28 protein-coding genes and 1 pseudogene are annotated in these 25,282 nt (G+C 63.8%); 9 read left to right on the top strand and 20 right to left on the bottom strand.

Annotated elements, in window-relative coordinates; all coding sequences use genetic code 11:
• Positions 1 to 52: 52 nt before the first annotated feature.
• From NO347_RS01695 to NO347_RS01685, 4 genes and pseudogenes are all read right to left on the bottom strand, one after another.
• Positions 53 to 4,477: a beta strand repeat-containing protein gene (locus tag NO347_RS01695; protein ID WP_256287985.1), complete on the bottom strand. Its 4,425-nt coding sequence runs from the start codon at positions 4,475 to 4,477 to the stop codon at positions 53 to 55.
• 351 nt (positions 4,478 to 4,828) lie between these two features.
• Positions 4,829 to 4,924: pseudogene (locus tag NO347_RS17325) on the bottom strand (surface glycoprotein); the annotation flags it as partial.
• Positions 4,925 to 5,011: 87 nt separating this feature from the next.
• Complete coding sequence (locus NO347_RS01690; RefSeq protein WP_256287984.1) at positions 5,012 to 5,173, bottom strand: hypothetical protein; 162 nt, start codon at positions 5,171 to 5,173, stop codon at positions 5,012 to 5,014.
• 346 nt (positions 5,174 to 5,519) lie between these two features.
• Positions 5,520 to 5,813, bottom strand: coding sequence for an ArsR family transcriptional regulator (locus NO347_RS01685; RefSeq protein ID WP_256287983.1), 294 nt, complete (start codon positions 5,811 to 5,813; stop codon positions 5,520 to 5,522).
• Positions 5,814 to 5,984: 171 nt separating this feature from the next.
• Between NO347_RS01685 and NO347_RS01680 the strand changes: the two genes are divergently transcribed.
• Both NO347_RS01680 and NO347_RS01675 read left to right on the top strand, forming a co-directional pair.
• Positions 5,985 to 6,464 (top strand): redoxin domain-containing protein, encoded by a 480-nt coding sequence (locus NO347_RS01680; protein WP_256287982.1) that lies wholly within the window; start codon positions 5,985 to 5,987, stop codon positions 6,462 to 6,464.
• A 167-nt stretch (positions 6,465 to 6,631) separates the two neighbouring features.
• Positions 6,632 to 7,444 (top strand): HD domain-containing protein, encoded by an 813-nt coding sequence (locus NO347_RS01675; RefSeq protein ID WP_256287981.1) that lies wholly within the window; start codon positions 6,632 to 6,634, stop codon positions 7,442 to 7,444.
• A 43-nt stretch (positions 7,445 to 7,487) separates the two neighbouring features.
• Here the strand turns inward: NO347_RS01675 and NO347_RS01670 are convergent, their stop codons facing one another.
• From NO347_RS01670 to NO347_RS01660, 3 genes are all read right to left on the bottom strand, one after another.
• Positions 7,488 to 8,402, bottom strand: a complete 915-nt coding sequence (locus NO347_RS01670) for a mechanosensitive ion channel family protein (protein ID WP_256287980.1) — start codon at positions 8,400 to 8,402, stop codon at positions 7,488 to 7,490.
• Complete coding sequence (locus NO347_RS01665; protein ID WP_115821811.1) at positions 8,399 to 8,647, bottom strand: YhbY family RNA-binding protein; 249 nt, start codon at positions 8,645 to 8,647, stop codon at positions 8,399 to 8,401. The genes NO347_RS01670 and NO347_RS01665 overlap by 4 nt, the downstream gene beginning before the upstream one ends.
• Before the next feature lie 261 nt (positions 8,648 to 8,908).
• The gene (locus NO347_RS01660; RefSeq protein WP_256287979.1) at positions 8,909 to 9,193 is read right to left on the bottom strand and encodes a ribonuclease P protein component 4; all 285 of its coding nucleotides are present in this window, start codon (positions 9,191 to 9,193) and stop codon (positions 8,909 to 8,911) included.
• A 127-nt stretch (positions 9,194 to 9,320) separates the two neighbouring features.
• Between NO347_RS01660 and NO347_RS01655 the strand changes: the two genes are divergently transcribed.
• The 3 genes from NO347_RS01655 (at position 9,321) to NO347_RS01645 (ending at position 12,569) form a co-directional block, all read left to right on the top strand.
• Entirely contained in the window at positions 9,321 to 10,163 is an 843-nt protein-coding gene (locus tag NO347_RS01655; protein WP_256287978.1) for a universal stress protein, read from the top strand.
• Between the two features lie 130 nt (positions 10,164 to 10,293).
• On the top strand, positions 10,294 to 11,388 hold the full coding sequence (locus NO347_RS01650; RefSeq protein ID WP_256287977.1) for a glycosyltransferase family 4 protein: 1,095 nt from the start codon (positions 10,294 to 10,296) through the stop codon (positions 11,386 to 11,388).
• A 59-nt stretch (positions 11,389 to 11,447) separates the two neighbouring features.
• Positions 11,448 to 12,569 (top strand): glycosyltransferase, encoded by a 1,122-nt coding sequence (locus NO347_RS01645; RefSeq protein ID WP_256287976.1) that lies wholly within the window; start codon positions 11,448 to 11,450, stop codon positions 12,567 to 12,569.
• A gap of 34 nt (positions 12,570 to 12,603) precedes the next feature.
• On the opposite strand, the gene NO347_RS01640 is transcribed toward NO347_RS01645, so the two are convergent.
• The 7 genes from NO347_RS01640 to cyaB form a co-directional block, all read right to left on the bottom strand.
• Complete coding sequence (locus NO347_RS01640) at positions 12,604 to 13,032, bottom strand: hypothetical protein (RefSeq protein WP_121568021.1); 429 nt, start codon at positions 13,030 to 13,032, stop codon at positions 12,604 to 12,606.
• 160 nt (positions 13,033 to 13,192) lie between these two features.
• Complete coding sequence (locus NO347_RS01635) at positions 13,193 to 13,507, bottom strand: PRC-barrel domain-containing protein (RefSeq protein WP_256287975.1); 315 nt, start codon at positions 13,505 to 13,507, stop codon at positions 13,193 to 13,195.
• Positions 13,508 to 13,641: 134 nt separating this feature from the next.
• Positions 13,642 to 14,100: a DUF5804 family protein gene (locus tag NO347_RS01630; RefSeq protein ID WP_256287974.1), complete on the bottom strand. Its 459-nt coding sequence runs from the start codon at positions 14,098 to 14,100 to the stop codon at positions 13,642 to 13,644.
• 450 nt (positions 14,101 to 14,550) lie between these two features.
• The gene (locus NO347_RS01625) at positions 14,551 to 14,820 is read right to left on the bottom strand and encodes a hypothetical protein (protein ID WP_256287973.1); all 270 of its coding nucleotides are present in this window, start codon (positions 14,818 to 14,820) and stop codon (positions 14,551 to 14,553) included.
• A 126-nt stretch (positions 14,821 to 14,946) separates the two neighbouring features.
• Complete coding sequence (locus tag NO347_RS01620; RefSeq protein ID WP_256287972.1) at positions 14,947 to 16,140, bottom strand: tRNA sulfurtransferase; 1,194 nt, start codon at positions 16,138 to 16,140, stop codon at positions 14,947 to 14,949.
• Positions 16,141 to 16,289: 149 nt separating this feature from the next.
• Positions 16,290 to 17,495 carry a methionine adenosyltransferase gene (locus NO347_RS01615; protein WP_256287971.1) on the bottom strand — a complete coding sequence of 402 codons (1,206 nt, stop codon included), beginning with the start codon at positions 17,493 to 17,495 and terminating at the stop codon, positions 16,290 to 16,292.
• A 74-nt stretch (positions 17,496 to 17,569) separates the two neighbouring features.
• Positions 17,570 to 18,178 (bottom strand): class IV adenylate cyclase, encoded by a 609-nt coding sequence (cyaB, locus tag NO347_RS01610; protein ID WP_256287970.1) that lies wholly within the window; start codon positions 18,176 to 18,178, stop codon positions 17,570 to 17,572.
• Positions 18,179 to 18,300: 122 nt separating this feature from the next.
• On the opposite strand from cyaB, the gene NO347_RS01605 reads away from it, so the two are divergent.
• The 3 genes from NO347_RS01605 (at position 18,301) to NO347_RS01595 (ending at position 20,383) form a co-directional block, all read left to right on the top strand.
• A complete protein-coding gene (locus NO347_RS01605; protein ID WP_256287969.1) occupies positions 18,301 to 18,825 on the top strand; it encodes a DUF6789 family protein in 525 nt (174 codons plus the stop codon).
• Between the two features lie 232 nt (positions 18,826 to 19,057).
• Entirely contained in the window at positions 19,058 to 20,014 is a 957-nt protein-coding gene (locus tag NO347_RS01600) for an FKBP-type peptidyl-prolyl cis-trans isomerase (RefSeq protein ID WP_256287968.1), read from the top strand.
• 81 nt (positions 20,015 to 20,095) lie between these two features.
• Positions 20,096 to 20,383 carry a DUF8049 family protein gene (locus NO347_RS01595; RefSeq protein WP_256287967.1) on the top strand — a complete coding sequence of 96 codons (288 nt, stop codon included), beginning with the start codon at positions 20,096 to 20,098 and terminating at the stop codon, positions 20,381 to 20,383.
• A 152-nt stretch (positions 20,384 to 20,535) separates the two neighbouring features.
• On the opposite strand, the gene NO347_RS01590 is transcribed toward NO347_RS01595, so the two are convergent.
• The 3 genes from NO347_RS01590 to NO347_RS01580 all read right to left on the bottom strand — a co-directional run bounded on the left by NO347_RS01590 (position 20,536) and on the right by NO347_RS01580 (position 22,248).
• Entirely contained in the window at positions 20,536 to 21,162 is a 627-nt protein-coding gene (locus NO347_RS01590) for a DUF7125 family protein (RefSeq protein WP_256287966.1), read from the bottom strand.
• Positions 21,163 to 21,187: 25 nt separating this feature from the next.
• Positions 21,188 to 21,796, bottom strand: a complete 609-nt coding sequence (locus NO347_RS01585) for a MinD/ParA family ATP-binding protein (protein WP_256287965.1) — start codon at positions 21,794 to 21,796, stop codon at positions 21,188 to 21,190.
• Positions 21,797 to 21,873: 77 nt separating this feature from the next.
• Entirely contained in the window at positions 21,874 to 22,248 is a 375-nt protein-coding gene (locus NO347_RS01580) for a YlbF/YmcA family competence regulator (RefSeq protein WP_256287964.1), read from the bottom strand.
• 149 nt (positions 22,249 to 22,397) lie between these two features.
• Between NO347_RS01580 and dph2 the strand changes: the two genes are divergently transcribed.
• Entirely contained in the window at positions 22,398 to 23,432 is a 1,035-nt protein-coding gene (gene dph2 / locus NO347_RS01575) for a diphthamide biosynthesis enzyme Dph2 (RefSeq protein WP_256287963.1), read from the top strand.
• A 102-nt stretch (positions 23,433 to 23,534) separates the two neighbouring features.
• On the opposite strand, the gene NO347_RS01570 is transcribed toward dph2, so the two are convergent.
• From NO347_RS01570 to NO347_RS01560, 3 genes are read right to left on the bottom strand one after another with little or no spacing between them, the layout of a single operon-like run.
• Positions 23,535 to 24,008, bottom strand: coding sequence for a TIGR00725 family protein (locus NO347_RS01570; RefSeq protein ID WP_256287962.1), 474 nt, complete (start codon positions 24,006 to 24,008; stop codon positions 23,535 to 23,537).
• Between the two features lie 37 nt (positions 24,009 to 24,045).
• Positions 24,046 to 24,435: a hypothetical protein gene (locus tag NO347_RS01565; RefSeq protein WP_256287961.1), complete on the bottom strand. Its 390-nt coding sequence runs from the start codon at positions 24,433 to 24,435 to the stop codon at positions 24,046 to 24,048.
• A gap of 56 nt (positions 24,436 to 24,491) precedes the next feature.
• Positions 24,492 to 25,247: a YkgJ family cysteine cluster protein gene (locus NO347_RS01560; RefSeq protein ID WP_256287960.1), complete on the bottom strand. Its 756-nt coding sequence runs from the start codon at positions 25,245 to 25,247 to the stop codon at positions 24,492 to 24,494.
• Positions 25,248 to 25,282: the final 35 nt, after the last annotated feature.

The following is a 25,282-nucleotide window of genomic DNA, read 5'->3' as shown; positions in this document are numbered from 1 at the left end:
TTTTGTTGTAGTTACCCCCAAATAAATTCGGAAAGGTGTGGACTGCGGTTGGTTAGCGAACCTGGTCGTACTTGGAGACCGTGTAGACTTCGCCGTTCTCGACGAAGACCCAGTAGGCCTCACCGGGCTTGAAGTGGCCACCTTCGACGGTCTTGTAGCCGAACTGACCGTCGGATGCCTGACCGTAGATGTGGGTTGCAGTGCTCACACTATCGAGTGTTGCGAGTGCACCGCCCGCCTGAGTGTCCGCATCTTGGGCATTCTCCTGCCAGTGACCGACGAGGTTCCAGCCTTCGTGGAGTTGCTGCTCGCCAGGCGTGGCGCTCTCGGCGGTGGTTCCAGACTCTTCGTTGCGCACCGTGATGTCGACCGTCGCGTCAGCGTCGGTCTTCACGATGTACCCCTGACCGCCTTCGAGGGACTCGATGTCCTGGTTGTCGGCGGACTTCTCGGGGCTGTAGGAGAGCCACTCGCCGTTCTCGTAGGTCATCACCGTCGCATCGCTGAATTCAGAACTCGCGATGTCGAGCGAGCCGAATTCAGCGGGGACGGACACGAAGTTGACACCGTCCTTCAGGTGGTATTCGTGCGTGTCGACCGGATCGTCCGTACCAGCAGCAGAGGTGTGGTCTCCGAATTCTTCCTCAACCGTATCGACGCCGAATTCGATGTGCTCTGCGTCACCCGTGGCAATCACCGTGTCGAACTCAACAGTGATCTCGTTGTAGCCGGTGAGATAGGCATTTTCTGCAGGGGTGCCTGCGAACGTGATGTTCGAGACATCGAACTCACCAGCTTCTTGGATGGGTTCGTTGAACTGCACAACGACCGTCGATCCGGCGTTGTTGCGCTTGTTGTCGGAGGTGAGCTCAGCGTCGTCAGCCTCCGGATCCTCGTAGTCGACTTCAGCCGTATCGTCGATATCGAGTCCCACATCGTCGTCCGTCGCGCCGTCGAGGGCCTCGATGCTCTGTAGGTTCAGACCGTAGATGCTGTCGCGCTGAACAGTGTAGTTCACCGTGTAGGTGTACTTGTCACCGTTCGCTTCTTCGGTTGCATCCTCGATGTGGAACGTCTCGTCAGTGTGATCGACTTCGACGAGCTGCGGACTCACGAGGTTCGCCGTGAAGTTATCCAGCTTGTCGGTAGCGTTGAACGAGATCTGGACTTCGTGGTTCGACGTGTTCGTCAGCTGGATGTCGCTGACCCAGACACTATCCGTGATCGTGACGGTCTGAGTGTTGTTGTTGTCGACAGAGTCGTTGAAGCGAGCGACCTGAATCTCGTCGTTGCCGATATCGTCCTCGACAAGCGAGGTGTTCAGGGTGACCGTCGCGGTCGTGTCGCCCGCATCGTGTTCGACACCGACAATTCGGTGGTTCACACCGCTCTCACTGTTCTGGTAGTGGATGTTACCGTCAGTGAGGTTCGTGTCCGTGTCGTTGTAGACGCTCTCAGAGAACCGAAGTTCCACGGTGGTATCACCAGTTTCGGCCGTCACCAGGTCAAGCGTCGGCTTCTCGGTGTCAGTGAGCGTGACCGGCTCACCAACTGGCGCGTTACCGACGTCGTCAGTCCCGCCCGTCATCGTCAGCGAGGCGGTGCTGATGTCTGCCAGGACTTCGCTTTGAGTCGTCACCGTGTAGGTGTCGGCGTCTTCGCGCGTGACGTCGTGAACCGTGACGTTGTCCCCGCTGAAGGTGGCGCCGTCGACCGGTTCACTGAGTTCGACCGTGATCGTGTTCGTACCCGCGTTCGTCGTCGCGCTGACGATCTCGGGCTTCACGGTGTCTTTCGCGACAGTGCTGCTCTCACTGTCGGTGTAGCCAGCCTTCGAGAGGTCCTCGACGTCGACCGTGATGCCGAGGCTCTCGGTGTCTTCGAGACTGGAGAGATCAAGCGTCGATCCGGTGAGCTGGATATCGTCACCAGGACCAACCTTCGTGTACGTCGCGTTGATGTTCGAGTCGGCCGTCGCAGAGACCGTCACGTTGACCGTCTCGTCGACGTCGATCGAGACACCAGCGTAGCTGTCTGCGCTCGTGTTGGTGACGTCCTCGAGGCCACTGATCGTGACCGTCGGTCCGGTCGTGTCGTTGATGGCAACCGTCTCGGTACCGACCTGCGCACCGGCGGAGTCAATGAGCTGACCCGCGCGAGCGTTGACGAGGTCGGCTTCGAGGTCGGAGGCCTGCACGTCACCGTTCAGGTCAACGACGAGGACCGTGTGACCATCCTCAAGGTAGGCATCCGTGACCGCATCGATGCCAATGGCACCACCAGCGCTGACGTCCTGGTAGGCGAAGTCGTCCACCGTGAACGTAGCGTCACCGCTCGGGTAGACGTCTTCGTTGAAGTGGACGTAGGCAGTGTTGGTACCAGCGTCAGTTTCGACCTCGGTGATCGAGGGGAGTTCCTCGTTGATGGTGAAGTTCGCCGTCTCGGAGGAGTCGGTCTCACCGAAGCGGTTCTCCGTCGAGACTTCGACGGAGAAGGAGTTACCATCGTAGCCGTCCGGAATCGTGAGTTCCTTCTGGATGTCGTCGGTAGGCACAACGTCCGAGGACGTGCCGAGCGTCGTGAGGACCTCGTCATCGTCCGTGGTCGCGGTGCCCTTGTCGTCGACCAGTTCGAACGTGACGGACGTCGCGTTCGTCTGGTCCGTGTAGTTGTATTCGACAGTGATCGTATCACCAGGGCGGACGACGCCCGCCGTCGTGGAGGCGTCGTTGACGTCAGCCGTGTTGTCGTTGATGACGACCCACTTCTTGTTCGTCTCAGCGGAGTGCGTGTTGCCAGCGCTGTCAGTGACCGTGACGTTCACCGAGTACGTGCCTTCGTTCAGAGTACCCGGAGAGTTGTCCGATTGGTCAAGGTCGAGATCAAGCGACTTGCGCGTGTCGTCGTTGACGTACTGCGAGTCATCGACGTTGTACGTGTAGTCGGTCGATCCGTTCAGCGTGACCGTAACGGATTCGGTGTTGTCTTCGTAGTAGTTGTACGCGACACCGAGCGTGTCACCGGACTGCTTGATGACTTCGCTGGTGGGTTTCTCGATCTGGATGTCGCCGGGGTTGATGTCGTCGATCTCGAGGACATCAGTTTCAGTATCGGAACTGCTCAGACCGGCTTCGTCAACGGCGGTAACCGTCACGTTGTAGGTCGTGTTAGTCAACCCGTCACCGTTGACGGTGTCTGCATTGGCTTCCGTCAGCGTGATCGTATCCTGACCATCCGTATCCGCAGTCACGAAGGTGGTGTTGTTACCCGTACCATCAGCGAGCGTCACGTTCACGCGAGCAGGATTTGCCTCGGTGAGATCGTACTCAACCGTGAGATCCTGACCCGTGCGGTTGTACTGAAGTTGAGTCGGCGACGTCAGGTCGATCGAGGGCGATGTCGTGTCGAACACGACACGGTCCTGTGCCGTCGCCGACGTCGTGTTACTAGCGACGTCAGTCACGTTGACGGTGAGGTTGTACGTACCGTCAACGAAGCCGTTGCCTTCGACAACGTCTGCGCTGGACGCGTTGAGGTCGAGAGCAACCTGCTTTTCGTTGTTGTCACCAGCGTACTGGCTGTCGTCGATGTTGTACTCGACGACGTTCGAGCCGTTCTCGAGGATGACTGTTGCAGTGTTGGGGTTCGCCTCGTTGTAACTGTAGTTGACGTTCAGCGTGTCGTCAGTCGTGTTGACGACCGTCGTAGTGGGCTTGTCGATGCTAAGGTCAGCGGGATCGGTCGTGTCGACCGTCGCGCTGTCAGACTGACCCGTTGCACCGTTGTTGTCGTTGGCAGTGTCGTTAGCTTCGTTGAGTGTGATCGTGTATTCACCGTCAGAGGCGCCACTATACGTAGCGGTGTACGTGTATGGCCCACTTCCACTCTCGGTGAAGTCACCACCGACTCCTGTCAGAGTGCCAGTCTCGGCGCCACTAACTGCGGCTGAGACAGCACCTAATTGTTCAGTACTGTTGAACTCAACTTGGACATCCTGTCCGGTCGGGTTCGTAACCGTGTATTTTGAGATAACTGGCCCAAGGCCGTCGGCGGCAGTCGTTTGTGCGAAGCTATCGAGCGAGTTACCTTCTGTGTCTTCGATAGCACTAATCTGAGTGACCGATGGAGTTGCGTCAGCCGAAAGCGTGCTATCGACTGTGAGGATGACGTCCTCACCGTTTGAGGCGAGTTTGACTCCAGTAACCGCGCCAGGCTCTCCGTTCACTTGGTAGTCACCAGTCGTTACTGTACTTGCGTTTAGACCACTTGGCTCGGTGTAGTTGACGTAGATCTTGTCACGAGCCAGGCTATCTCCTCCAGACTGGTTGCCGGTGACGGCGCCCTCAAATGTGGGAGCCGTCACGTCATTAACCGTAACATCTTGGAAGTTGGTGAAATCGAATCCCTCACCGCTGCCATAGGTACCATCGCTGTTAGCGTCAACAGCGTACTGAGCGGATCCAGTCGTGGTTGCCACGTTAGGAACACCAACAGATCCGATGTCAAATGTGATGTTCACAGTGTCACTGTTGACACCATTAGCATCGTCGTCACTCAGACTGACTGTCGCGGTGTCGTTGTTGTCGTAGACGTTGGTAGAACCGACAGTGACGTTCCCGTTGTTGATTGTGGTGCCTGAAACCGACGATCCACTCAGATCGAAGTCAACCTCCGTGGGGAGGCGGACAGCGAAGACCTGAGCCGTCGTGTCACTAGTGTTAACATCAGTTGCATTGAGCGTTACCGTTAGTGTATTACCCGTCGTATTTCCATCGACGGAACTGGGTGAAATACTACTATTCCCAGCACTGGTCGATGCCGCTGCAGCACTCCCAGCGAACGCGATGGAGCCTCCGAAGACGGAGACGATCATCAGCGCCGCGAGGAACACTGCGCGGACTTTGTCGTGTTTATCGTGTGTCATTCAGTGTTGAATGTATAATCGTGGTTAGTTAGCGAGCGATACGACTGCTGGATCATCGCGTGCTCCGGCGGGCTCGCGCCCGGCGCGTCAATCGAGGTCGTAATAATCCTCGAGCACCTCCTCCAGTTTTTCAGAGACGTTCTTCCCGTCTGCAACGGCATCACTGCGGACCTGTCGCCAGACGTCCCGGCTGATCTCGATGGACGTGTGCGTGGTGTCCGAGCGACTGCCGTTATCCGATGTTGTCATCGTTGCCATGTTCCGTTCTACTACAATCGATCCAGTTCGAGTGGCCTCCACACAGCTATGCACCACTCGGCACGTGTATTCCAGTTTACACCACTTATATCTATTGCTAGTGTCTACCGCTGGTATTCGCCAAAGGTTTTATTTGAATCTGGCAAACACGAATGTTTCACGGTCTTTACTGTGGGTTTAGGGAATCCGGACGGTCAGGTGTGGTACCAATATTCACGGACTCAACGTGGCTCGTCAGCTACAGTCAGACCACGCACGCACGAGCGCGAAAAGAGAGTGTAGTTACGAGGTGTAGTTACGAGATGCAGTTACGAGAGAAACGGGTCTGATTCCGGCGTCACTCCGTGGGAGCGCGATCGGAGATCGCCAGCGGTTCGATGGTGATCTTCGCTGCAAGCTCGTCGACGGCGGCGGTGAACGCCTCGCGATCGTCGTCGTAGAGGCCAGCCGTATCGGACGGGCCGACGTCGGTCAGGAACTCCTGCCCGGCGAGTTCCCGCAGTCGTGTGTTGAGGGATGTCCGCTTGCGGTCGAGCCGGACGGACAGATTCGAAGCGCCTGTACGCCGGCCATCAGCCGACACTTCGAGAATCTCGAAGTCGGTCGACTGCGTCAGGCGATAGGTGATCACACCTACGACAGATACTACCGGTATATGGGTATTCGGCTCGGGAACCGTGGTGACACACGACGACTGCGTCGCCGGACAGCAGACCCCGCGACGCTCGGTGAATTCGGGCCGAAACAGGCAATCGAAACCAGCGACAGCAACATTGAACCGGGATGCCTGCGCACTCCCGGTATGGTTTCAGTCGGCGATACTGCCCCTGACTTCACCGCACCGCTCGCAGACGGCGACATCGGCTCGTTCACCCTCTCAGAAGAACTCTCGGAGGGGCCGCTCGTGCTCGCGTTCTTCCCCGCGTCGTTCACGAGCACCTGTACGACCGAGATGTGTACGTTCCGCGATCAGATGGCCAACTTCGAGGACGTCGGCGCCGAAGTGTACGGCATCAGCATCGACACGCCGTTCACGCTCAACGAGTTCCGCCGGCAGAACGAACTGAACTTCGCGCTCCTCAGCGACACCAACCGCGAGATCATCGACGCCTACGACGTCTCGATGGACTTCGCGGACCTCGGCGTCTACAACGTCGCAAAGCGCGCGGTCTTCGTCGTCGACGAAGACGGGTCAGTCACCTACGCCTGGGTGAGCGACGACCCCGGCGCCGAACCCGACTACGACGAGGTCGCCGCCGCCGCCGAAGAAGCGAGCGCCTGAGAGGAAGTACTCTCACTGTGTACCGCCGAGCGCCACTCCCGGTGGCGGTGGTCGGCGGTAAGAGACGAGAGTAATCAGTATGAGTCGGTCGCGACACCCGAATCTGACACGTTCCCGATCGGCCTACCCGTAGGCTACTTTGCGCTCCCCGGAGAATATACAGAAGTATGGCTGAGTCTACCGAGAGCGTCGGTCACGAGTACGACCCGGACGCAGACCACAATTTCCCGGACGAGCGACTCAACGCGGTTCTCCCGCAGATCCTCGACGACCCCGAGATTACGACGTATCTGCAGGCCCAGAACGTCAACGCGGTCACGCGCAAAGGATACAACGACCACGGTCCCAAACACATCGAGATCGTCCGCAACCGCGCGCTCAACCTCTATGACCTCCTGAAGGGCGGCGACGTGGCGTTCAACGGCGCGGCCGACCAGGGCCTCGCGGAGGCCGACGAACCGGTGATCGTCGCGCTGGCGGCGACGCTGCACGATATCGGCCACGTCGTCCACCGCGACGAGCACGCGTACTATTCGATTCCGCTCGCATCCGACGTCCTCGACCGCATCCTCCCGCAGTTCGAGTTCTACGACACCCCTGAGGTAGTCCGGATGAAGGCCGAAGTGCTGCACGCGATTCTGTGCCATCACACCGAAGAAGATCCGCTGACGACCGAAGCGGGCGTCATTCGCGTCGCCGACGCGCTGGATATGGAGCGCGGCCGCTCGCGCATCCCCTACGAGAAGGGTGGCCGGGGGATCAACACCCTCTCCAGCCAGGCGATCGAGAGCGTCTCGCTCCGTCCCGGCGACGGCAAGGCCGTCCTCGTCGAGATCGAGATGGTCAACGCTGCCGGCGTCTATCAGGTAGATAACCTCCTGAAAGCGAAACTCAGGGATTCGGGACTCGCATCGCACATCCGCATCGTCGCGGTCAACACGAAAGCCGACGATCAGCTCGTCGAGCGGATCGAACTGTAAGGCGACCGAATAGCGAGAGCAGCGCAGACGAGGGGCGACGCGCTCAGTCGTCTGCGGGCGTGACTTCTTCGAGGCCGGCGACGGTGAGTTCGCCACCGAGCGTCCGGTTCGGGTACGGGATGTCGATGCCCTCCTCGTCGAAGCGCCGTTTCACGGTCTGGACGTACTCCGCGCGGGTCTTGACGAAGTCAGCACGACTCGGGTCGTCGATCCAGATTCGAGAGGTAAGCGTCACCGAGGAGTCACCGAGTTCCGTCAGCCGCACCGTCGGCGCGGGATCGTCGAGGATGTCGTCGCGGGCGTCGGCTTCCTCGACGATGATCTCGGTCGCTCGCTCGACGTCGTCGTCGTAGCCGATTCCGAAGGGGACCTGGAGGCGGAGTTTGTTTTTCGCGACGGGGTTCTTGATGACGCCGTCGGTCAGCGCCGAGTTCGGCACCGTCAGGAGTTCGTTGTCGAACGTCCGGACGCGCGAGACGCGGAAGCTGATGTCTTCGACGATACCGGAGTTGCCGTCCCATTCGATCCAGTCGCCGATCTTGAACGGCTTGTCGGTGTAGATGAAGATGCCGGCGACGAAGTTCTTCAGGACGTCCTGCATCGCGAACCCGATCGCCAGCGTCGCCGCCGCGGCGATCGTCGCGAGCGACTGCAGGAAGTTGGGGTAGCCCGCCGCCCCGAACGCCGCGGTGATGCCGACGAAACCGACGACGAGGACGAGGAGTCGCCGCAGTGGCGTCTGTGCGTGTGTTTCGAGACCGCGCGAGTCCATCATCCGGTTCGCGAGCGGGAGCACGACGCTGCGCCCGACGAGATAGACGACGGCGAACACGCCGAGGAACGCCAGCGCCTGTCCGAGCAGGCCGGCGACCGTGTCCGGCAGTCCGAATCCAGCGAGGAAGCGACCGATAGAGTCGCTCAGGCCGACGCCCGTCTGGAGCGTCGCCCCGCCGGTCATCGGTAGAGAACTCCCGTGTTACCTCGTGTTTCGATTACCGTGGCATCGGTGCGCTCTGCCAACTCCGCGGCTAACTCCTCGACCGTCGTGCCGCCCTGAGCGGCTCGGAGGAACTTCACTTTGATGAGGTCCCGGTCTGCGAGTTGGTCGGATACTTCCTCGACGACGGGGTCGAGACCGCCCTTTCCGACCCAGACGGTGACATCCAAGTCGTGTGCCTGCTTTCGCAACTCCTGTTCGTCCATACCGACTCGCTACGGCCGCACCCGGTTTGAAACTTAAGACTCACAAATAGTCCATACTATCGTAGCAGTTGCAACTGATTGCGCACCCGATCGCACGACAGCGTCTGATCGGGTGAGTGAAGACTTGTAAATGCTACTATCGGCACTCACACGGGCTGGGCCGCCGAAGCGGACAGACCCTTATAGGAACGATCGTAGGTCCTCATACATATCTCGCCGGACGGTACGGCGAGAATCTCCGAACAGTGACGATAGTCCCTATTACTCGTCACCGTACGGATACCGCTTCGTCGCGCCGCATAAGAGACACCGGACGACGACGTGTCCCGACTGGAGCCGAACGCGTGCGGTCGAACCGGGTCGGAGATACGCGTCACACTCGTCGCAGGTGAACCGACGGAACCGGCGCGGGAGGCCCGAGCGGTTCCGCTCGGCGATGCGGCGCGCGAGACGAACGTACTCGCGTGCGCGTTCGACGTCTCCCCCGGCCGTCGCCTCCCGAGCGAGGTCGTGCAACCGTTCGATCCGTTCAGCCGGGATACCCATTACCGACGCGTCGTGACGAGCGGAAAAAGACGTTCCGAGTCGGCCGCGTGGACCCGGACAGCCAGGCGCCGTCTCATATTCTTGTACTCACCGCACAATATTAGTTAGTGGGGTGCGAATGATAAGTATGCGCATCGTATTTGCTACAGACCTCTCGGACGCGAACGAGGCAGCGATCCGCTCACGGACGTGCCTGGACTGCCTGGACAACATCGGCGTCACGGAGGTACACCTCGTGACGGTCGTCCCCGACAACGTCACGAGCGGGCTACCGGGGATGGGTGCGGCCTCGGACGCCCGACAGGCGCTGCAGGCACAGCGCGACGTATTCGAGTCCGCGGGCTTCGACGTCGAGACGCACGTGGCGCGCGGAACCCCATACCGACGCATCAACGGCTTCGCCGAGCGACTCAACGCGGATATGGTCGTCATCGGGTCGCGTGGTGAGAGTCCACTCGAAAACCGCCTCGTCGGGAGCACGACACGAAACGTCGCCCGGACGTCCGTCCGCCCGCTGCTGGTCGAACGCATCGCCCCGCCGGAGTCCGACAAGGCGGTCGTGAAAGAGCACCTCTTCGAGCACGTCCTCTTTACGACGGACTTCTCGGAGAACGCCCGGAAGGCCTTCGGGTACCTCCCGCACCTGACGGGCGCGACGCAGGAGGTCGACCTGCTCCACGTGCAGCACGGCGACACGGAGATCAGCGACGCCCAAGAAAAGCTCGACGAGCTCGCCGCCGAAGTCGAACGCGAGATGGGTATCGAGGCCGGGACCAACATCCGCAACGGCGACCCCGTCCAGGAGATCCTCGCCGAAGAAGAGCGCGTCGGCGCGACGACGACGCTGCTGGGGACGCGGGGGCAGAGTCGCCTCCGTCGCCTCCTGCTCGGGAGCGTCTCTGAGGCCGTCGTCGCTCGCGGCAACAACAACGTCCTCTTAGTCCCGCCGGCGGCGTCCCAGCGGCGCTAAGCGAGACGTAGCCCTCGCGTTCGGTCGCCGTCGACGACACGCGCGCCCGTGACAGTCGCTGTGACACCACGGCACACCACGGCTCCACAGCCGACAGTATAAATGGACCCACCGCAAACGGCCACGCGACGTGGCTCTCCGCGCGCTCAACTACCTCGAACTCGAATCTCGGCTGGCACGAAGCGGTATCGGGACCGCCGCTGACCAACAGCGCGCCGCGCTCGAACGCACCGACGTCGAGGTCGTGACCTCGCCGTGGCGCGGCGGCGACCCCCTCTCGGGGGTCCGATCGCTCGCGGCCGGCAGCGGCTTCTTCGAGGACTTCGACGTCGCCCACTGCAACCTCGTCGGTCCCGGATCGCTCGCCGTCGCGCGATACGCCAAACGAAACGACGTACCGCTCATCCTCCACACGCACGTCACGCGCGAGGACTTCGCCGAGTCGTTTCGGGGGTCGACGACGATCGCCCCCGCACTCGGTCGGTATCTGAAGTGGTTCTACTCGCAGGCGGATCTGGTCCTCTGTCCCTCCCAGTACACGAAGCGCGTGCTCGAATCGTACCCAGTCGACGCCCCGATCCGCCCGATGACGAACGGCGTCGACGTCGACGCGCTGGCGGGCTTCGAGACCCTCCGCGAGGAGTACCGCGACCGCTACGACCTCGAGGGGACGGTCGTCTTCCTCGTCGGCAACGTCTTCGAGCGGAAGGGACTGACGACGTTCTGTCGCGTCGCCGAGTCGACGCCGTACGACTTCGCGTGGTTCGGCCCCTACGACACCGGACCCCACGCCTCGAAAGCCGTCCGGCAGTGGACGACGAATCCGCCCGAGAACGTCACGTTCACCGGCTGGATCGACGACATCCGCGGCGCGTACGGCGCCGGCGACGTCTATCTGTTCCCGACGAAGAACGAGAACCAGGGCATCGCCGTCCTCGAAGCGATGGCCTGCGGGAAGGCGGTCGTGCTCCGCGACATCCCGGTCTTCGAGGAGTTCTACACCGACGGGCACGACTGCATCAAATGCGAGACCGAAGCCGAGTTCCGCGAGGCCGTCGAGCGCCTCGCCGAGGACGAACAGCTCCGGCGGCGACTCGGCGAGAACGCCCGCGAGACGGCGATGGAACACAGCCTCGACCGCGTTGGCGACCGGCTCGCCGCGACGTATCGCGAGGTCCGCGATGCGAAACGCGCGGGGCGACCGATCGACCTCGACGACGAGTAACGGGTACTGCCCGTGTCCGATTCGCAACTGATTAAGCCCGCGTCCGTGAATCGCCGCCGATGCATCCCGTTTCGGTCGCCGCCTTCACCGACACCTACCTCCCGACGGTGAACGGCGTCTCCTACACGATCCAGACGTGGCGCGATCGCTGGCGGGACCGCGGCGGGACGATGAACGTCGTCTACCCCGGAAGCGACGAGTACGACCCCGACGACGGCGAATACCCGGTCGGGAGCCTCCCGTTTCCGATGTACGAGGGCTTCCGGTTGGGGACGCCACGGATCCCCACGGCCGCCGCGGACGTCGACGTCGTACACGCACATACACCCTTCGCGGTCGGTCTCGGCGGCGTCCGACTCGCCCGCCGCGAGGACCTTCCGCTCGTTACCTCGTACCATACTCCGACCGCGGAGTACGCGGACTATCTCACCTCTCGACCGCGCGTCGAGCGCGGCATCGAACGCATCGCCGAGCGCTACGAGCGGTGGTTCCTCTCCCGTTCGGACGCGATCGTCTGCCCCAGCGAGGACGCCAAAGAGCGTGCGGTCGGGAACGTCCCGGTCGACACGCCGGCGGTCGTACTCTCGAACGGCGTCGACGTCGAGTTCTTCTCGCCGACCGACCCCGAGTCGTTCCGCGCGCGCTACGACCTCCCGTCCGGCCCGCTCGTCGGCTACACCGGCCGTCACGGCTACGAGAAGAACCTCTCTGAGTTCCTGCGCGCCGCCGCCGGCGTGGACGCGACGGTCGTTCTCGGCGGCGACGGACCGGCACGCGACGATCTGGAAGCGCTGGCCGACGACCTCGGTCTCGACGCGCACTTTCTGGGCTTTCTCCCGCGCGAGGAACTTCCCGCGTTCTACTCCGCGCTCGACGCGTTCGTCTTCCCGAGCCCCGTGGAGACCCAGGGGCTCGTCGCGCTGGAGGCGAACGCCTGCGGGACGCCCGTCGTCGCTGTCGACGCCGGCGCGCTCTCGAACACCGTCGAAGACGGCGTCACGGGCTATCACTACGCACACGGCGACGTCGACGGCTGTCGCGACACGATCCGGCGCGTGCTCGACGAGCGCGCGACGCTCGCGGAGTCCTGTCTCGCACAGCGCGAGGAACTGAGCGTCGAGCACGCGGTCGATAAACTGGCGTCGCTCTACGAGCGCGTCATCGAGAAAAAACGGACGTAACGGGCGTCGCAGCCACCGACCGCAGCAGAGGCCTTCAGTCGTCGAGGTCTTCGACGGCCTGTGCGATCCGCTGGAGCTGTCGGGTCGCATCGCGGACTTCGTCGCGGAGCTGACGGACCTCGCGAACGAGTTCCTCGTTGCCAGCGGACTCTTCCTCGCGGCCGCCCATCCCGCCGGGGCCGCCGCCCATTCCACCGGGGCCGCCACCCATACCGCCGGGACCGCCACCGCCCATCATCCCGCTCATCATTTGTGCGAAGGGGTTGCCACCGGCGCCACCGGGACCGCCGCCGCCCATCATCTCTTCGGGCTCGGGGCGGTCGCCTTCCTCTCGCTCCTCGGCTCGTCGCTCGCGAATCTCCTCGACGCGCTCGCGGAAGGATTTCTCCTCGGAGTCAGCGTCGGCGTCCGGCGATTCGTCTGCGTCGTTCTCAGCGGCGTGATCGTCTGATTCGTCCGACATACCTGCGCGTACACCCTCGGCCCGCAAATGACTGTTGGTCGGAACCGAAGACGCGAAATCGAGATCGGTTCAGTATCCGGCTCAGCCGACGTCTTGCTTCGACAGAATTCCTGGTGCGGTAGAACGCCCGGTTCGAGATCGTACGAAAGCGGTCGGCCGATTACACCAGCGCCGAGTCTTCCTCTTCGCCGTTCGGCTTCGACATCTGCTCGATGACGTCGTGGAGCGTCACGTCGTTGACGAGGATGACGTCGCCGACGGCGCGGACCCATCGGTACGGGAGGATGACGCCTTTCTGTCCGCCGACGACGCCGGCGAATAGTTCGTCGTTCAGTTGAGTGAGCGCGAGTCCGGTGACGGCCTGCCGCTCGGTGAGGTCGATTCGGACGTCCGCGACTTCGCCGACGAAGACGCCTTCGTTCGAGTACACCTCGCGGCCGACGAGCGTCGTGATCTTCTCGGGTGTCTCGTCCATATGCCGCTGATCGGGAGCGTTCGTCTTAATTGTTCGCAGCGAGCGTCGCTCGGCCCCCTCGAGACGACGGGAGCCGGCAGACGAGCGTCAGACGCGCGGTCCGCGGAACACCCATTTGCGGTGGCCCTGGTACGTCACCCGTCCTCGAACTCGTCGTCGGTCACGCGGACGACGACCGTCTCCGAGACTGGCCGGAGGTCGTAGGACGGGAGGGTGCCGTCCGGTCGGCGGGTGACGTACATCGGTTCGACGAGACGGCCGTCCTCGACGCCGTAGATGGCCACCCGCTCGCCGGTGTCTTCGGGCCGGACGTCGCCGTCGCGGACCGCCGCCGCCAGCGACCGACTTAGCCACTCGTCGCTCGAAACACTCGGCTCACGGACGACCGCGAGGTCGACGAACCGGACGAGATACCAGTTCAGGTCGTTGCACAGCGACACCGCGGCGCCGAGGCTCACCGTATCGACGGCCAGCGAGTTCTCGAAGGGGGCGTAGCGCTCGTACGTCGAGAGCGCCTCGCGAGCCGTCTCCCGGGAGAGCAGTTCGTACTGGACGTCGACGTCCGGCGAGCCGACGAAGCAGACCCGCGTCACGGCTGTCGTGGGCGGCGACCGCCGGATCGCTTGCGGGCCGGTGCGAAGACGGAGTGCGACGACGTGTGAATCATTGGATCGGGGCCGCGCGACGGCGCGGCGTACTGTCCGGCGGTTTCGAATGTGGTCATAAATCGGTTCCGGTGCGAGGCGTCACAGGACGAAGTGATAGGGACTATCGTAAGTCCGCATATAGTAGCGTTTGCAAGTCTTCACGCATCTAATCGCACGCAGTCGTGCGATTGGCTGTGTAATCAGTTGCAAACGCTACTATAGATGTCTCGCCGGACGGGACGGCGAGACTCTCCGAACAGTTACGATAATCCCTATGAAAGCGAGGAGCCGAAAAGAGCGTCGGGAGGACGTGGGGGGGACGTGCCGTCAGCAGTATCGCGGAGGAGTGCCGTCAGCAGTCGTGCGGCGCGTTCACAGCGCGAACGACGCCGAGGTTCACCGACTCTCGACGTCGTCGAGCCACGAGGTCGCACACGACTCGTCACAGAACGAGAGTAGTCGGCGCTCACGCGTCAGTTTCGAGCCAGCGGCGGCCGCCCGCTCGCGGTCGAGTTCGACCTGGTAGTGCGGACCGCAGAGTTCGACTGGCTCACCGCAGGTCGGGCACGCTTCGGTGGTGGTGTCCCACTCGCTACGCGGGACCACCTGCCGCACGTTCCACTCGGGATCGGCGGACGACGGGGAGGGACGGCACGTCTTTGACATCGACCGTACGTACGGTCTGGAAGTATGTAAATGCATTTTAACCCGGTCTTTCACACGGAAATCTTACTGTGCGTAACTTTCACGCACAACCCGATATACGTTCGCACAATTCCGGGTGTCGCGCGTTCACAGGGGGACGATCTCCGCGTTCCGCCCCGCCTCGCGTGCGATGTCGAGAAGCCCGTCGGGTTCGGCGGCGACGACGTCCGAGCGCGTCGCGTTCGTCTCCGGATGAGAGGGAGCGATCCGGTCACAGCCGACCGGGAGCGTCGCGTCCGTGTACGTCCCGAGATCCTGCGCTTCGGCCACGATGTCTGGCTTGTCGACGGTGAGAAGCGGTCTGTGGACTGGGACCGAAACCGCCGCGTCCGTCGCTGCGAGATTCGCCCCGGTCTGACTGGATTTCTGCCCCAGCGCCTCGCCCGTCGCGATGCTGTGGGCGTCGTCGCGTTCGGCGACGGCCTCCGCGGCGGCGAGCATCGCACGCCGGAGCGACAGCATCCGAGTGTTGTCAGTGGTCTCGACGACGCGCTCGACGAACGGGCCGCCGTCGACGATCCGTGGACGGGTGTCGGCGCGCGGGGCGCGTGCGGCGAGCCTCTCGATCACTTCGAGCGCCCGCGCGCGGTGGTCGGAGCCGCCGTAGTCACCGAGGTCGACGTAGACGGGGATCGCGACGACGCCGCGACGGAGGAGCCGCCACATCGCCACCGGCGAGTCGAGACCGCCGCTGACGAGGACGACGGCGCGACCCTGGGTGCCGACCGGGAGGCCGCCGGGGCCGTCGAACCGTCGCGCCGAGACGAACGCCTCGGTCTCGCGCGCTTCGATCCGGTAAGTCCGGTCGGGATCGTCGAGGTCGACGGGGCTACCCGTTTCCTCGCCGACGACGCGTCCGGCTTCGACCTTGAGATCACGGGTCGAGAAGTCGTGGGCGTCCGCTGGCCCGATTCGGTCGCCGTCGACCGCGTACGACTCCGCGGCCGTCTGTGAACTGGCCGCAGCGAGCCGTCGGGTGGCGTCGCGGATCAGGTCGAGTCGGGGAGTGACGGCGACGGCAGGGCGGGCGAACGCGACGCCGGGCAGGGTCGCAGCGACACGTGCGGCCGCCGTCGGCTGGTCGGTGCGGACGACGACGCGCGACCACGGACGTTCGACCGTCGCGTCAATTTCCGCTGCGGCGAACGCGGCCGCGAGGTCGGCGGCGACCCGCTCGGCCATCTTTGCGCGGACCGCGCTGCTCTTCGCGCCGAAGTCGCCGTGACCGACTAGCACGGCGTTGGTCGGGTCAGTCGCGTCCGGGGGGTTCGTTCCGCTCACACAGTATATTTTGCGTCAGCGGGTTTCAGAACGTCGAAACGCGTCGTGGGTCGGGACTGTGGAAGTCCTCATAGGGATTATCGTAACTGTTCGGAGAGTCTCGCCGTCCCGTCCGGCGAGACATCTATGCGGACTTACGATAATCCCTATCAGAACGTCGACAGCTCGCCGTCGATCACGCGCCGGGTGACGTCGGTGACGTTCGCCAGTCGGTCGTCGATGAGGTCGCGGATCTCCGGTTCGATCTCGTCGAGTTCGACGCCCTCCTCGGTGACGATCTTCGCGTCGGCGACGTGGGGCTGGTCGATCGGGCGGCCGATCTGTGAGAGGAGTCGGACCTGGAGGTCGCGGATGCCGTGGACGTCGTCGACGACGGTCTCGGCGATGTCCGTCGAGAGGAGGTTGTAGATCTTTCCGATGTGGTTGACGGGGTTCTTTCCGGAGGTCGCCTCCATACTCATCGGGCGGTTGGGCGTGATGAGGCCGTTGGCACGGTTGCCGCGACCGACCGAGCCGTCGTCGCCCATCTCCGCGCTGGTGCCGGTGACGGTGAGGTAGATCGATCCCTCGGCGTAGTCGTCGGCGGTGTTGACGTCGACGTGGACCTCGCGGTCGGTTAGCCCGCGAGCGACCCCGCCGACGAACTCCCGGACGCGCTCGACGGCGTCGTCGTAGTCGTCGAGATCCTCGACGTGGGCGTCGACCATCGCCGCGGCGACGGTGATGTCGATGTGATCGCCCTCGCGCTTTCCCATCACCTTCACGTCGGGGCCGAGTTCGGGATGCTCGTCGGCGTACGCGCCGTTGAGTTCCCGCTCGACGGTCAGGACGATCTCCTCGGTTTCGGTGAGCGGCGCGTGGCCGACGCCGAAGGAGGTGTCGTTCGACATCGGGACTTCCGCGCCGTCCTCACCGAAGACGTCCTGAAGGTCGCCGGAGCCCTCGCCGAGCCGAGTGTCGATGACGACGTCGGTGCCGACTTCCAGTTCGGGGATATTCTCGTTCAGGTAGTCGCGGGCCGCGGCGATCGCCGCCGCGTCGACCGGGAGCCGCTGGCCGTCGTACGTCTTGGTCGCGCGACCGACGATGAGAACGTAGATGGGTTCGACGATTTCGCCGCCGCCGTACTGGGGGGCTGACTCGCCGGCGACGAGCTGTGTCTCGTCGGTGTTGTAGTGGAGGACTTTGCCAACACGGTCCAGATAGAGTTGCGAGAGCGCACGGGAGACGCTCTCTGCAATGCCGTCGCAGATCGAATCCGGGTGGCCGATACCCTTCCGCTCGACGATTTCGACCTCCTGGTCCTCGACTGCAGTTCGGTCTGCAGCCTCGATAGCGATGTTCCGTTCGGTCATTACCCCTGGCTACTTCCCGGGCGGTTCTATAACTTGCGGAAAAGATCCGTCGGAATAATATTACTACCGGGTATTTACTCGGCGTCGGCTTCGAGTAGCATACCGAGATAGGAGGTCCGGATCTGATCCGTCGGGTCGAGACCTAACGTCCGAAGGACGTCGAAGGCGCCCTCTCGGACGCTCGCGACGTCGTCGCTCGCTTCCGCTTCGGCTTCGACTTCGACGAACTCGCCGAGGCCGGCGACCTGATCGAGCGTGACGGTGTAGCCGTCGAGTTCGTAGAAGGCCCGGTGCTTTTCGACGACTGCTGCTGGCTCGAACCCGAGACCGTCGAAGATCGCTTCGGCGGTGTCGCCGTCGTCGACGCCGGTCTCGTGCTCCTCGCGAGTCTTCGAGTCGGCGTCGACGAGCGGACCTTTGTAAGTCAGTTTGGTCGTCGCTACCCCCTGGTCCGCCCGCGCGGGGTCATCGTCCGAGCGTCTGTCCAGTTCGCCCTCGACGTCAGACTCCCGCGTCTCGCGGCGGAGACGGAGCGCCTCGTCCGTCTCGGCAAAGTCGCGATGCGGCGCGTCGTAGTAGGTGTCGACCTGCGTGACTCGCTCGACGAACACTGCGTCCGCCTCGGCGAGCGCCGGGCGGATAGCGTCGTGTGAGGCGCGCAGTTTGACCTCGACCTCGAACATACCAGTCGGTCGGTCTCACCGGAGAAAAGCGGTCGGAATCGACCGTACGTAGTACCGGGAGACCGACAGTAAACATAGTTATTTATCATTATAGAAATCCTACGTTTGGACGGGACCATACTATGAGCAGTGAAACCGCAGAGCGTCCCGTTGACGCGGTAGACGAGGATGTAGACGGTATCGAATCGTTCGGGATTCTGATCACCGCTCGCGTCGTCCTCGGTTCGATGGCAGGTGGACTGTTAGGAACGGTGGCGATGCTCCCCGTTCTCGTCGGTATTCCGGAGCTTCTAGGGCTGTTCCGAACCGCACCAGTGACGCAATTCGCTGGACTGGCTTCGTTTTTCGGACTCGAACCGACGATCTACCTCGGCATCGTGCTGTTCGCCTTCGGCGGCACGGTCGCGCTCCCGCTGACGTTCCTCGTCGTCGGAGCGTTCCTTCCGCCGGAGTCGCCGCGCTACCTTCGCGGTGCGACGTTCGCGACGGCGTTCTGGTTCGGATTCGTGCCGGCCTTCTGGCCCGACGTGGGGCTCTTGACGTCGTCGTCTTTCCTCGTCTTCTCGCTCCTCGGACACTGGATATACGGCCTCACCCTCGGCTACGTCCTGAGCCGTGTGGTCGGTATCCCACAGCACGACGTGTGAGTTCGCCCACACTCATCCATCTCTCTACACTGTTTGTTCACGGCGAAGCATCCAGCGCGGTGTCTCGAGTCTGTCGATCTGCGACAGGAGCGCCCGAGAGGCGTCATCGCCGTCGCTGACGCCAGCATCCGCGTAGCGTCCCACGTTTCTCCCGGCAAACGGCCGCTGCGTCGGTATTCCCTGCCCAAGTCGAAACGTGATTCTTAAGGGTCGCACGGGAGATGGTCAGCGTATGAGTGACGAACAGCAGGCGGACGCCGCCGAATCGCAGGCAGACGCCGAGGACGACGTCGCCGAGGACGCTATCCAGGACGGCGACTTCGTCCGTCTCGCCTACACGCTCCGGACGACAGACGACGGTCGCGTCGTCGACACGACCGACCAAGAAACGGCCGAAGAAGCCGAAATCGACACCGACGAGTACGAGTTCGAGCCGCGCGTGATCGTCGTCGGCGCCGGACACGTCTTCGAAAGCGTCGACGAGGCGCTCATCGGCGCGGAGGTCGGTGACACCGGCACCGTCGACATCGCCGCCGCCGAGGCCTTCGGCGAGTACGACGACGACGAGGTCCGAACGGTCAGCGCCAACAAGATCGACGAAGAGAGCCGCTACCCCGGCGCACAGGTCCAGATCGACGGCGAGCAGGGCCAGATCGTGACCATCGTCAGTGGCCGCGCTCGCGTCGACTTCAACCACCCGCTCGCGGGCGAGGACCTCGAGTACGACTACGAGGTCCTCGACGTCGTCGACGACCGCGAGGAACAGGCCGCCAGTATGCTGGAGATGTACCTCCAGGAGGCTCCCGAGGTCTGGATCGAGACCGACACCGTCGAAGAAGAGCAGGTCGTCGAGTCCGACGAGGACGACGAAGACGCCGACCCCGAGACGGAGACCGTCGAAGTCGAGAAGGAGACGCTGTACATCGAAGCCACGCCGCAGATGACGATGAATCAGCAGTGGCTCTTCTCGAAGCAGCAGATCGCACAGGACGTGATGGACCGACTCGATCTCGACCGCGTCATCGTCCAGGAGACCATCGACGGGATGGGCGGAATGATGGGCGGTCTCGGCGGAATGATGGGCGGCGCAGGCGGCGCGGCCCCCGAAGACATCGAGGAAGCTATCGAGGACGTCGACGTCGACGCCGACGAACTCGCCGACGAACTCGACGCCGACCTCGAAGAGTAACGCACCGGAAAGTCGGTTTCGCGACTCGAAGATCGATCGGGTGGTCGACCCCACACGACTCCCGCTAGGTGATGCACACCGATGCCAGACGAATCTACGAGCACTGAACTCTCGAACGCCGGACTCGCTACCGACGATCTGCGGGTCGCGGTCGTCGCCGCGGCCTGTACGATCGGACTGACGCTCGGGCTCAGGTACGGCCTCGGCCGCGAGATCGCGTTCGTCTGGCGGCTGCTTCCCCTCGGTCCGTACTTCCTCTCGCTGTTCACGAAGCGGCTGCAGCTCGGCGGTCTCGACACCGCGCGGAACTGGTCGCTCCTGACGGTCGCAGTCACGCTCGGCGCGTTCGTCTACTTCGGCGTCGTCTGATAGTGATTACTCTCACTGTTGACCGCCGAGCGCCACTCCCGGTGGCGATGGTCGGCGGTAAGAGACGAGAGTAATCATTATGAGGCGCCCGCACGCTCGCGTCGATCGATGAGAACGAGCAGTCGAAAATACCGCCCAGCGACGGGGTCGGCCTATGCGATGTCGCGGCTCGTGTCGACGGTGACGCGCTCGCCCAAGCGGAGTTTGATCGTCTCCTCGGGCGGGTGTCCGCCGCGGAACTTCGGAACGGCGAGTCGGTTCTCGATCTCGGAGCCGTCGATCTTCGTGCGGAGGTCGAACACGACATCGGACATATGCTTCGTGTAGCTCCGGTTCCGGGGTTCGGTCTCCTGTTTCATCCCGTGGACGATCGCCAGCCCGCCGGTGTTGACCATATGCGTCTGGAGTTCGTTCAGGAACTGGCGGTATCGCGCCGGCTCGGTCTCCTCTAACGCGTCGACGACGTCGATAACGAGGTTCGCGCCCTCGGGGAGGTCGCGAACGAAGCGGTTCGCCGTGTCCAGCGGTGCATTACCGCCGACGTCTCTGACCGTCGGGTCCCCGACGTGTCCGGGCGCGCGGTCGATCGCGTCGCGGATCGCCTGATCCGAGCGGATCGTCGTGAGATACAGCGTCGCCCGTACTGCCGTCAGTTCGTAGAGAAACAGCTCCGACTGGCTGGCGGGGTCCGCGGCGAGAAGCACGATGCTCCCCGGCGGGATCCCGCCGTCGAGTTGGCGATCGAGGACGCTGACGCCAGTCGAGAGTCTCCCTGCCACGACGGGGCGTTCGCGGGCGAGCGGTTTAGCTTTTTGGTCGGTCGCAGACTGCCTGTGCGAGGTCGTCGTACGCTCGTCTGACGGGAGGCGCAGCGAGCGGATCGGCCGCAGGCGGGACCGTCGCGAGAACCGGACAGCCGAGCAAGTCGTCGACGCCGGGCGGCGCGAGCAGTGCCCGCGTGAGGACGCCACCGACGACCGGCGTGCCGACCGCGCGCGCCATCGCAGCCGTCTTTGCCGCGTCACGGAGCGCGGCGACGCAGGGCGTCGCGACGAGGAGGACGGCGTCGGCGACGCGCAGCGGGACGGTCGCATCCGGACCAGCACCGGCCGGACAGTCGACGAGGACGGTGGCGTCGTCGTCGCTATCGACGAGCCGTCGCAGCCGTCCGCCGACGCCGTCGGGTGCGTCCTGCGGAGCAGGTAGAATCCGAGTTTCAGAACTGGGCGACGCCGGGTCCGGATGGCCGAAGCCACCGGGCGAAGGGTCGCGCGGGACGCCCGCGAGCGCGTGGAGGTTCGGCAGGTCGCAGTCGGCATCCACAGCGAGCGTCGGCCCGTCGACCGCCCGCGCCAGTCCCAGCGTGGTCGTCGTCTTGCCGCTGCCTCCCTTCCCGCCGGCGATAGCGAGCATACCGTCGCTGGTCCCGTCTCGGTACTTGAACGCTCGGACCCAGGTGAAGACGGACCGAAAACAGCCGACTCGCCGAGTTAGTCGTGACAGCAGCCGCCGGCTTCGCCGCCGAAGTCGATCGCCAATGGGTCGGAGATCGCCTCGTTGATCGACTGCAGGCGCTCCTGGAGTTCCTCTTGGGCTTCCAGATAGGCGGCCATCTTCGGCATCGAGTGAAGCTCTTGCTGGGCGGACTGGACCTTCTGGAGTGCCGCTTCGCTCGCGTCCCCAGTCTGACGGGCCTGCATATACTGCTCGCGGAGTTCCTGGAACGTCGCGATCTGCTCTTGGACGTCGTCGTCGTTCTCGACGGCCGCTTTCGTTTCCTCGAACGCCTCGTACTCGGGCGTCTCCGCGATGGCTTCGCCGAGGTCGCTGCCGAGTTCTTCGAGTCGGTCTGTCTGGACGCTCATCGACGTACGTTCGGACGCGATGTGTTTCAAGGTGCCGGACCCAGAGAATCTCGGACACGCTGGCCACCCACTGAGCCGCACTCTCACGGTCGTTCGCCCGGTTCTCGGAACCGCCGACGTTATCAGCGTCGACCGGCTACGGCGTTGCAATGAGTCAGGACGGCGCCACGGAGGGTGATCTCCGAAACACCGGGATGTCGCTGAAGCACGACCGGGAGTGGGACTACGAACTCGACCGCATCGTCGAAGCCATCGAAGAACGTGACGCGACGAAAGTCGGCCTGCAGTTCCCCGAGGGGCTGAAGCGCCGCGGGCCGGCCGTCGCCGACGACCTCCGAGAACTGTGCGACGACGACGTGACGTTTATGCTGTCGGGACAGCCCTGCTACGGGGCGTGTGACCTCGACACCTACCTGATGCGGCGGACCGACGTGTTCGTGCACTTCGGCCACTCGCCGATGAAGGAATCGGAGAACATCATCTACGTGCCGCTGTTCTCGAACGTCGACCCGTTCCCGATCCTCGAAGAGGCCGTCGACGAGTTGCCCGAAGAGGAGGTCGGTCTCGTGACGACGGCGCAGCACATGAATCGCTTCGAGGAGATGGTCGAGTGGCTCGAAGAACGCGGCTACGACGTCCACACCCGCCGCGGCGACGACCGCCTGACCTACGAGGGGCAGGTCCTCGGCTGCAACTACGCCTCGGCCGACATCGACGCCGATCAGGTGCTCTACGTCGGCGGCGGGAAGTTCCACCCGCTCGGCCTCGCGATGGAGCACCCCGAGAAGAAGGTTCTCATCGCAGACCCCGTCAACAACGTCGTCACCGTCGCGGACACGGAGAAGTTTATGAAACAGCGGTACGGCGCGGTCCACCGCGCGATGGACGCCGAGAAGTGGGGCGTGATCTTCTGTACGAAGATCGGCCAGGGTCGGATGGAGATCGCAGAGTCCATCATCGAGGACAACGACGACGCCTATCTCATCACGATGGACGAAGTGACGCCGGACAGGCTCAGGAACTTCGACATGGACGCGTTCGTCAACACGGGCTGTCCCCGCATCACGACTGACGACGGGCCGCGGTTCCACAAGCCGATGCTGACGCCCCAGGAGTACCGGATCGCCGTCGGCGACGAGCCGCTCGATTCGCTCTCGTTCGACACCTTCCACGGCACCTGGTAAGCGTCTCGACGGTACCGACCGGCGCGGGTGGCCTCCGCGGCGCGTCCCGCTCCCGCGTCGTGTCCTGCTTCCGCCACCCGTACCGCGAGCGTGCCGCTCCTGTTATTCGTCGTCGACGACTGAGCCGCCACTAGCAGCGACCGCGTTTTCGACGTACTCGACCGCTCGTTCGGCGGTCTCGACCGCTTCGACGTGATTTGCGTCGTGCGTGCCGATGCCGGCCGTCGGCCGCTCGTAGACCGCAGCGTAGCCGAGTTCCGAGAGCGTCCCCCCGCTGCCGTCGACCGCGACGACGGCGTCGCCGTTCATCACGACGAGTGCGTTGCGCGCGTGCCCGAGGCCCGTCGCGATCGCCTCGTCGACGAACGAGTTGGCATCGGCGCGGTCGTCCGTCGGGAGGATCCCGATCGTGTGCCCGCCGGCCTCGTCGGCGCCGCGACAGACGGCTTCCATCACGCCGCCGAGACCGCCGCAAACGACGGTGTGGCCCCGCTGTGCGATGTGTCGGCCCAGATTCGTCGCCACTTCGGCCGTGTCGTCGTCGATCGTGCTGCCGCCGATGACGCTGATTCGCATAGCGGTCGCTCGGCGGGGATCGTGGAAGAACTTTCGTCTACGAGCGAACCTCGATGGATTCGATGTCAGCCACCGGAGACAGCGAATCGAGGTCGTCCGCCGGGCCACACCCGCTTCGGCGCTGCATCCGGAGCGGGAGCACCCGGTCGTCGCCGACGACGGGGCTCTGGGTCTCGACGATGTACGCCTCGTGTCGAGTGTCGTGTGAGCACGGGACGAGACGCAGAACCCGTCGGTCGACGATCCCGTCGATGTCGACGTCTTTCTGCCGCGCGTCGATGGTCTCCTCGGTCACTGCGGCCACGCGGGTCACGATCGGCGACGCGAGCTCCACGCTGCCGACGGTGACTGTGTCCGTGTCGAGGGTGATCGCCACCTCGTCGCCCTCGCTCGCGCGTTCGATCTGCTCGAAGAGTTCGGCGGTCATCGGAGCCAGCTATGGAGGGAGCGCTCAAGAACCCTCCTACCGGGCGCCGCGTACGGTTACTCCGCGTCGCGAATCGGCGACCCGTCCGCGCGCTTCGGTCCCTCGGAGTCGTACACGACGACGCCCTCGGTATCGACGGGGCTGTAGTTGTCGCGGACGCCGATCGCCTCCTCCAGTTCGCGGACCGCGCGCTCTTTGAGCGCCGCCGCCAACTCCTCCGCGTCCGCGCGGGAGATGTCGCGACCCAGTCCTTCGCACTCGTGGGCGCGGACCATCCCGGCCTCGTCGACAGCCTCGCCCATCGGCTGGCTCGTCCCGCCGAGCGCGACGCTGAACGGGTAGGTCCGACAGATGAGCGGGCGGTCCTCGTGGACACGACAGGCCCCGAGGCCGGGTTCCTCACCCCAGTCGTCGTTCTCTTCGTAGAACACGCAGTCGCCGCAGGCGTCCGTCTGGATCGCCCACTCGAACGTCTCGCCGTGGGGGCCGTCCTCGCCCTCGGTGATCCCGTACGGCATCGGGCGGGCGACGTCGCGCCAGTCGTAGGATTCCGCGGCGTCGCCATCCGAAGCGTCGTCGCTCGGTTCGTCACCGGCCCCGCTCGCGGCCGCTTGCAGCGCCCGCACTTCGTCGGGGAACACCGTCGCAGTGTGGGGCTCTCTGGTCTCGGAATCGGCGCTCTCGTGGCCCGTACAGCACGCGCCACAGCGCGTGCACTCGAAGCCGATCGACTCGATCGCGTCCGCCAGTTCCGACACCGACAGGTCGCGAGCGCGGGCGAGTTCGGTCTCCAGCGTCGGCGCGTCGCTCACGGTTTCTCTCACAGCGGCGCGGACAAAATCTTCTC

Source organism: Halobellus inordinatus (assembly GCF_024464655.1).
GTDB lineage: Archaea > Halobacteriota > Halobacteria > Halobacteriales > Haloferacaceae > Haloquadratum > Haloquadratum inordinatus.
Note: the sequence above shows the minus strand (reverse complement) of the source record. Positions and strands in the feature narration are given on the sequence as shown.

Excerpts from the sequence above, each read along its gene's own strand:
- NO347_RS01605 (WP_256287969.1), top strand. The coding sequence starts at position 18,301 with ATGAGCAGTGAAACCGCAGAGCGTCCCGTTGACGCGGTAGACGAGGAT.
- NO347_RS01570 (WP_256287962.1), bottom strand. The coding sequence starts at position 24,008 with ATGCGAATCAGCGTCATCGGCGGCAGCACGATCGACGACGACACGGCC.
- NO347_RS01645 (WP_256287976.1), top strand. The coding sequence starts at position 11,448 with ATGCATCCCGTTTCGGTCGCCGCCTTCACCGACACCTACCTCCCGACG.
- NO347_RS01615 (WP_256287971.1), bottom strand. The coding sequence starts at position 17,495 with ATGACCGAACGGAACATCGCTATCGAGGCTGCAGACCGAACTGCAGTC.
- NO347_RS01565 (WP_256287961.1), bottom strand. The coding sequence starts at position 24,435 with ATGACCGCCGAACTCTTCGAGCAGATCGAACGCGCGAGCGAGGGCGAC.
- NO347_RS01600 (WP_256287968.1), top strand. The coding sequence starts at position 19,058 with ATGAGTGACGAACAGCAGGCGGACGCCGCCGAATCGCAGGCAGACGCC.
- NO347_RS01665 (WP_115821811.1), bottom strand. The coding sequence starts at position 8,647 with ATGGACGAACAGGAGTTGCGAAAGCAGGCACACGACTTGGATGTCACC.
- NO347_RS01675 (WP_256287981.1), top strand. The coding sequence starts at position 6,632 with ATGGCTGAGTCTACCGAGAGCGTCGGTCACGAGTACGACCCGGACGCA.
- NO347_RS01690 (WP_256287984.1), bottom strand. The coding sequence starts at position 5,173 with ATGACAACATCGGATAACGGCAGTCGCTCGGACACCACGCACACGTCC.
- NO347_RS01640 (WP_121568021.1), bottom strand. The coding sequence starts at position 13,032 with ATGTCGGACGAATCAGACGATCACGCCGCTGAGAACGACGCAGACGAA.
- NO347_RS01595 (WP_256287967.1), top strand. The coding sequence starts at position 20,096 with ATGCCAGACGAATCTACGAGCACTGAACTCTCGAACGCCGGACTCGCT.
- NO347_RS01655 (WP_256287978.1), top strand. The coding sequence starts at position 9,321 with ATGCGCATCGTATTTGCTACAGACCTCTCGGACGCGAACGAGGCAGCG.
- cyaB (WP_256287970.1), bottom strand. The coding sequence starts at position 18,178 with ATGTTCGAGGTCGAGGTCAAACTGCGCGCCTCACACGACGCTATCCGC.
- NO347_RS01680 (WP_256287982.1), top strand. The coding sequence starts at position 5,985 with ATGGTTTCAGTCGGCGATACTGCCCCTGACTTCACCGCACCGCTCGCA.
- NO347_RS01585 (WP_256287965.1), bottom strand. The coding sequence starts at position 21,796 with ATGCTCGCTATCGCCGGCGGGAAGGGAGGCAGCGGCAAGACGACGACC.
- NO347_RS01580 (WP_256287964.1), bottom strand. The coding sequence starts at position 22,248 with ATGAGCGTCCAGACAGACCGACTCGAAGAACTCGGCAGCGACCTCGGC.
- NO347_RS01670 (WP_256287980.1), bottom strand. The coding sequence starts at position 8,402 with ATGACCGGCGGGGCGACGCTCCAGACGGGCGTCGGCCTGAGCGACTCT.
- dph2 (WP_256287963.1), top strand. The coding sequence starts at position 22,398 with ATGAGTCAGGACGGCGCCACGGAGGGTGATCTCCGAAACACCGGGATG.
- NO347_RS01625 (WP_256287973.1), bottom strand. The coding sequence starts at position 14,820 with ATGTCAAAGACGTGCCGTCCCTCCCCGTCGTCCGCCGATCCCGAGTGG.
- NO347_RS01660 (WP_256287979.1), bottom strand. The coding sequence starts at position 9,193 with ATGGGTATCCCGGCTGAACGGATCGAACGGTTGCACGACCTCGCTCGG.
- NO347_RS01635 (WP_256287975.1), bottom strand. The coding sequence starts at position 13,507 with ATGGACGAGACACCCGAGAAGATCACGACGCTCGTCGGCCGCGAGGTG.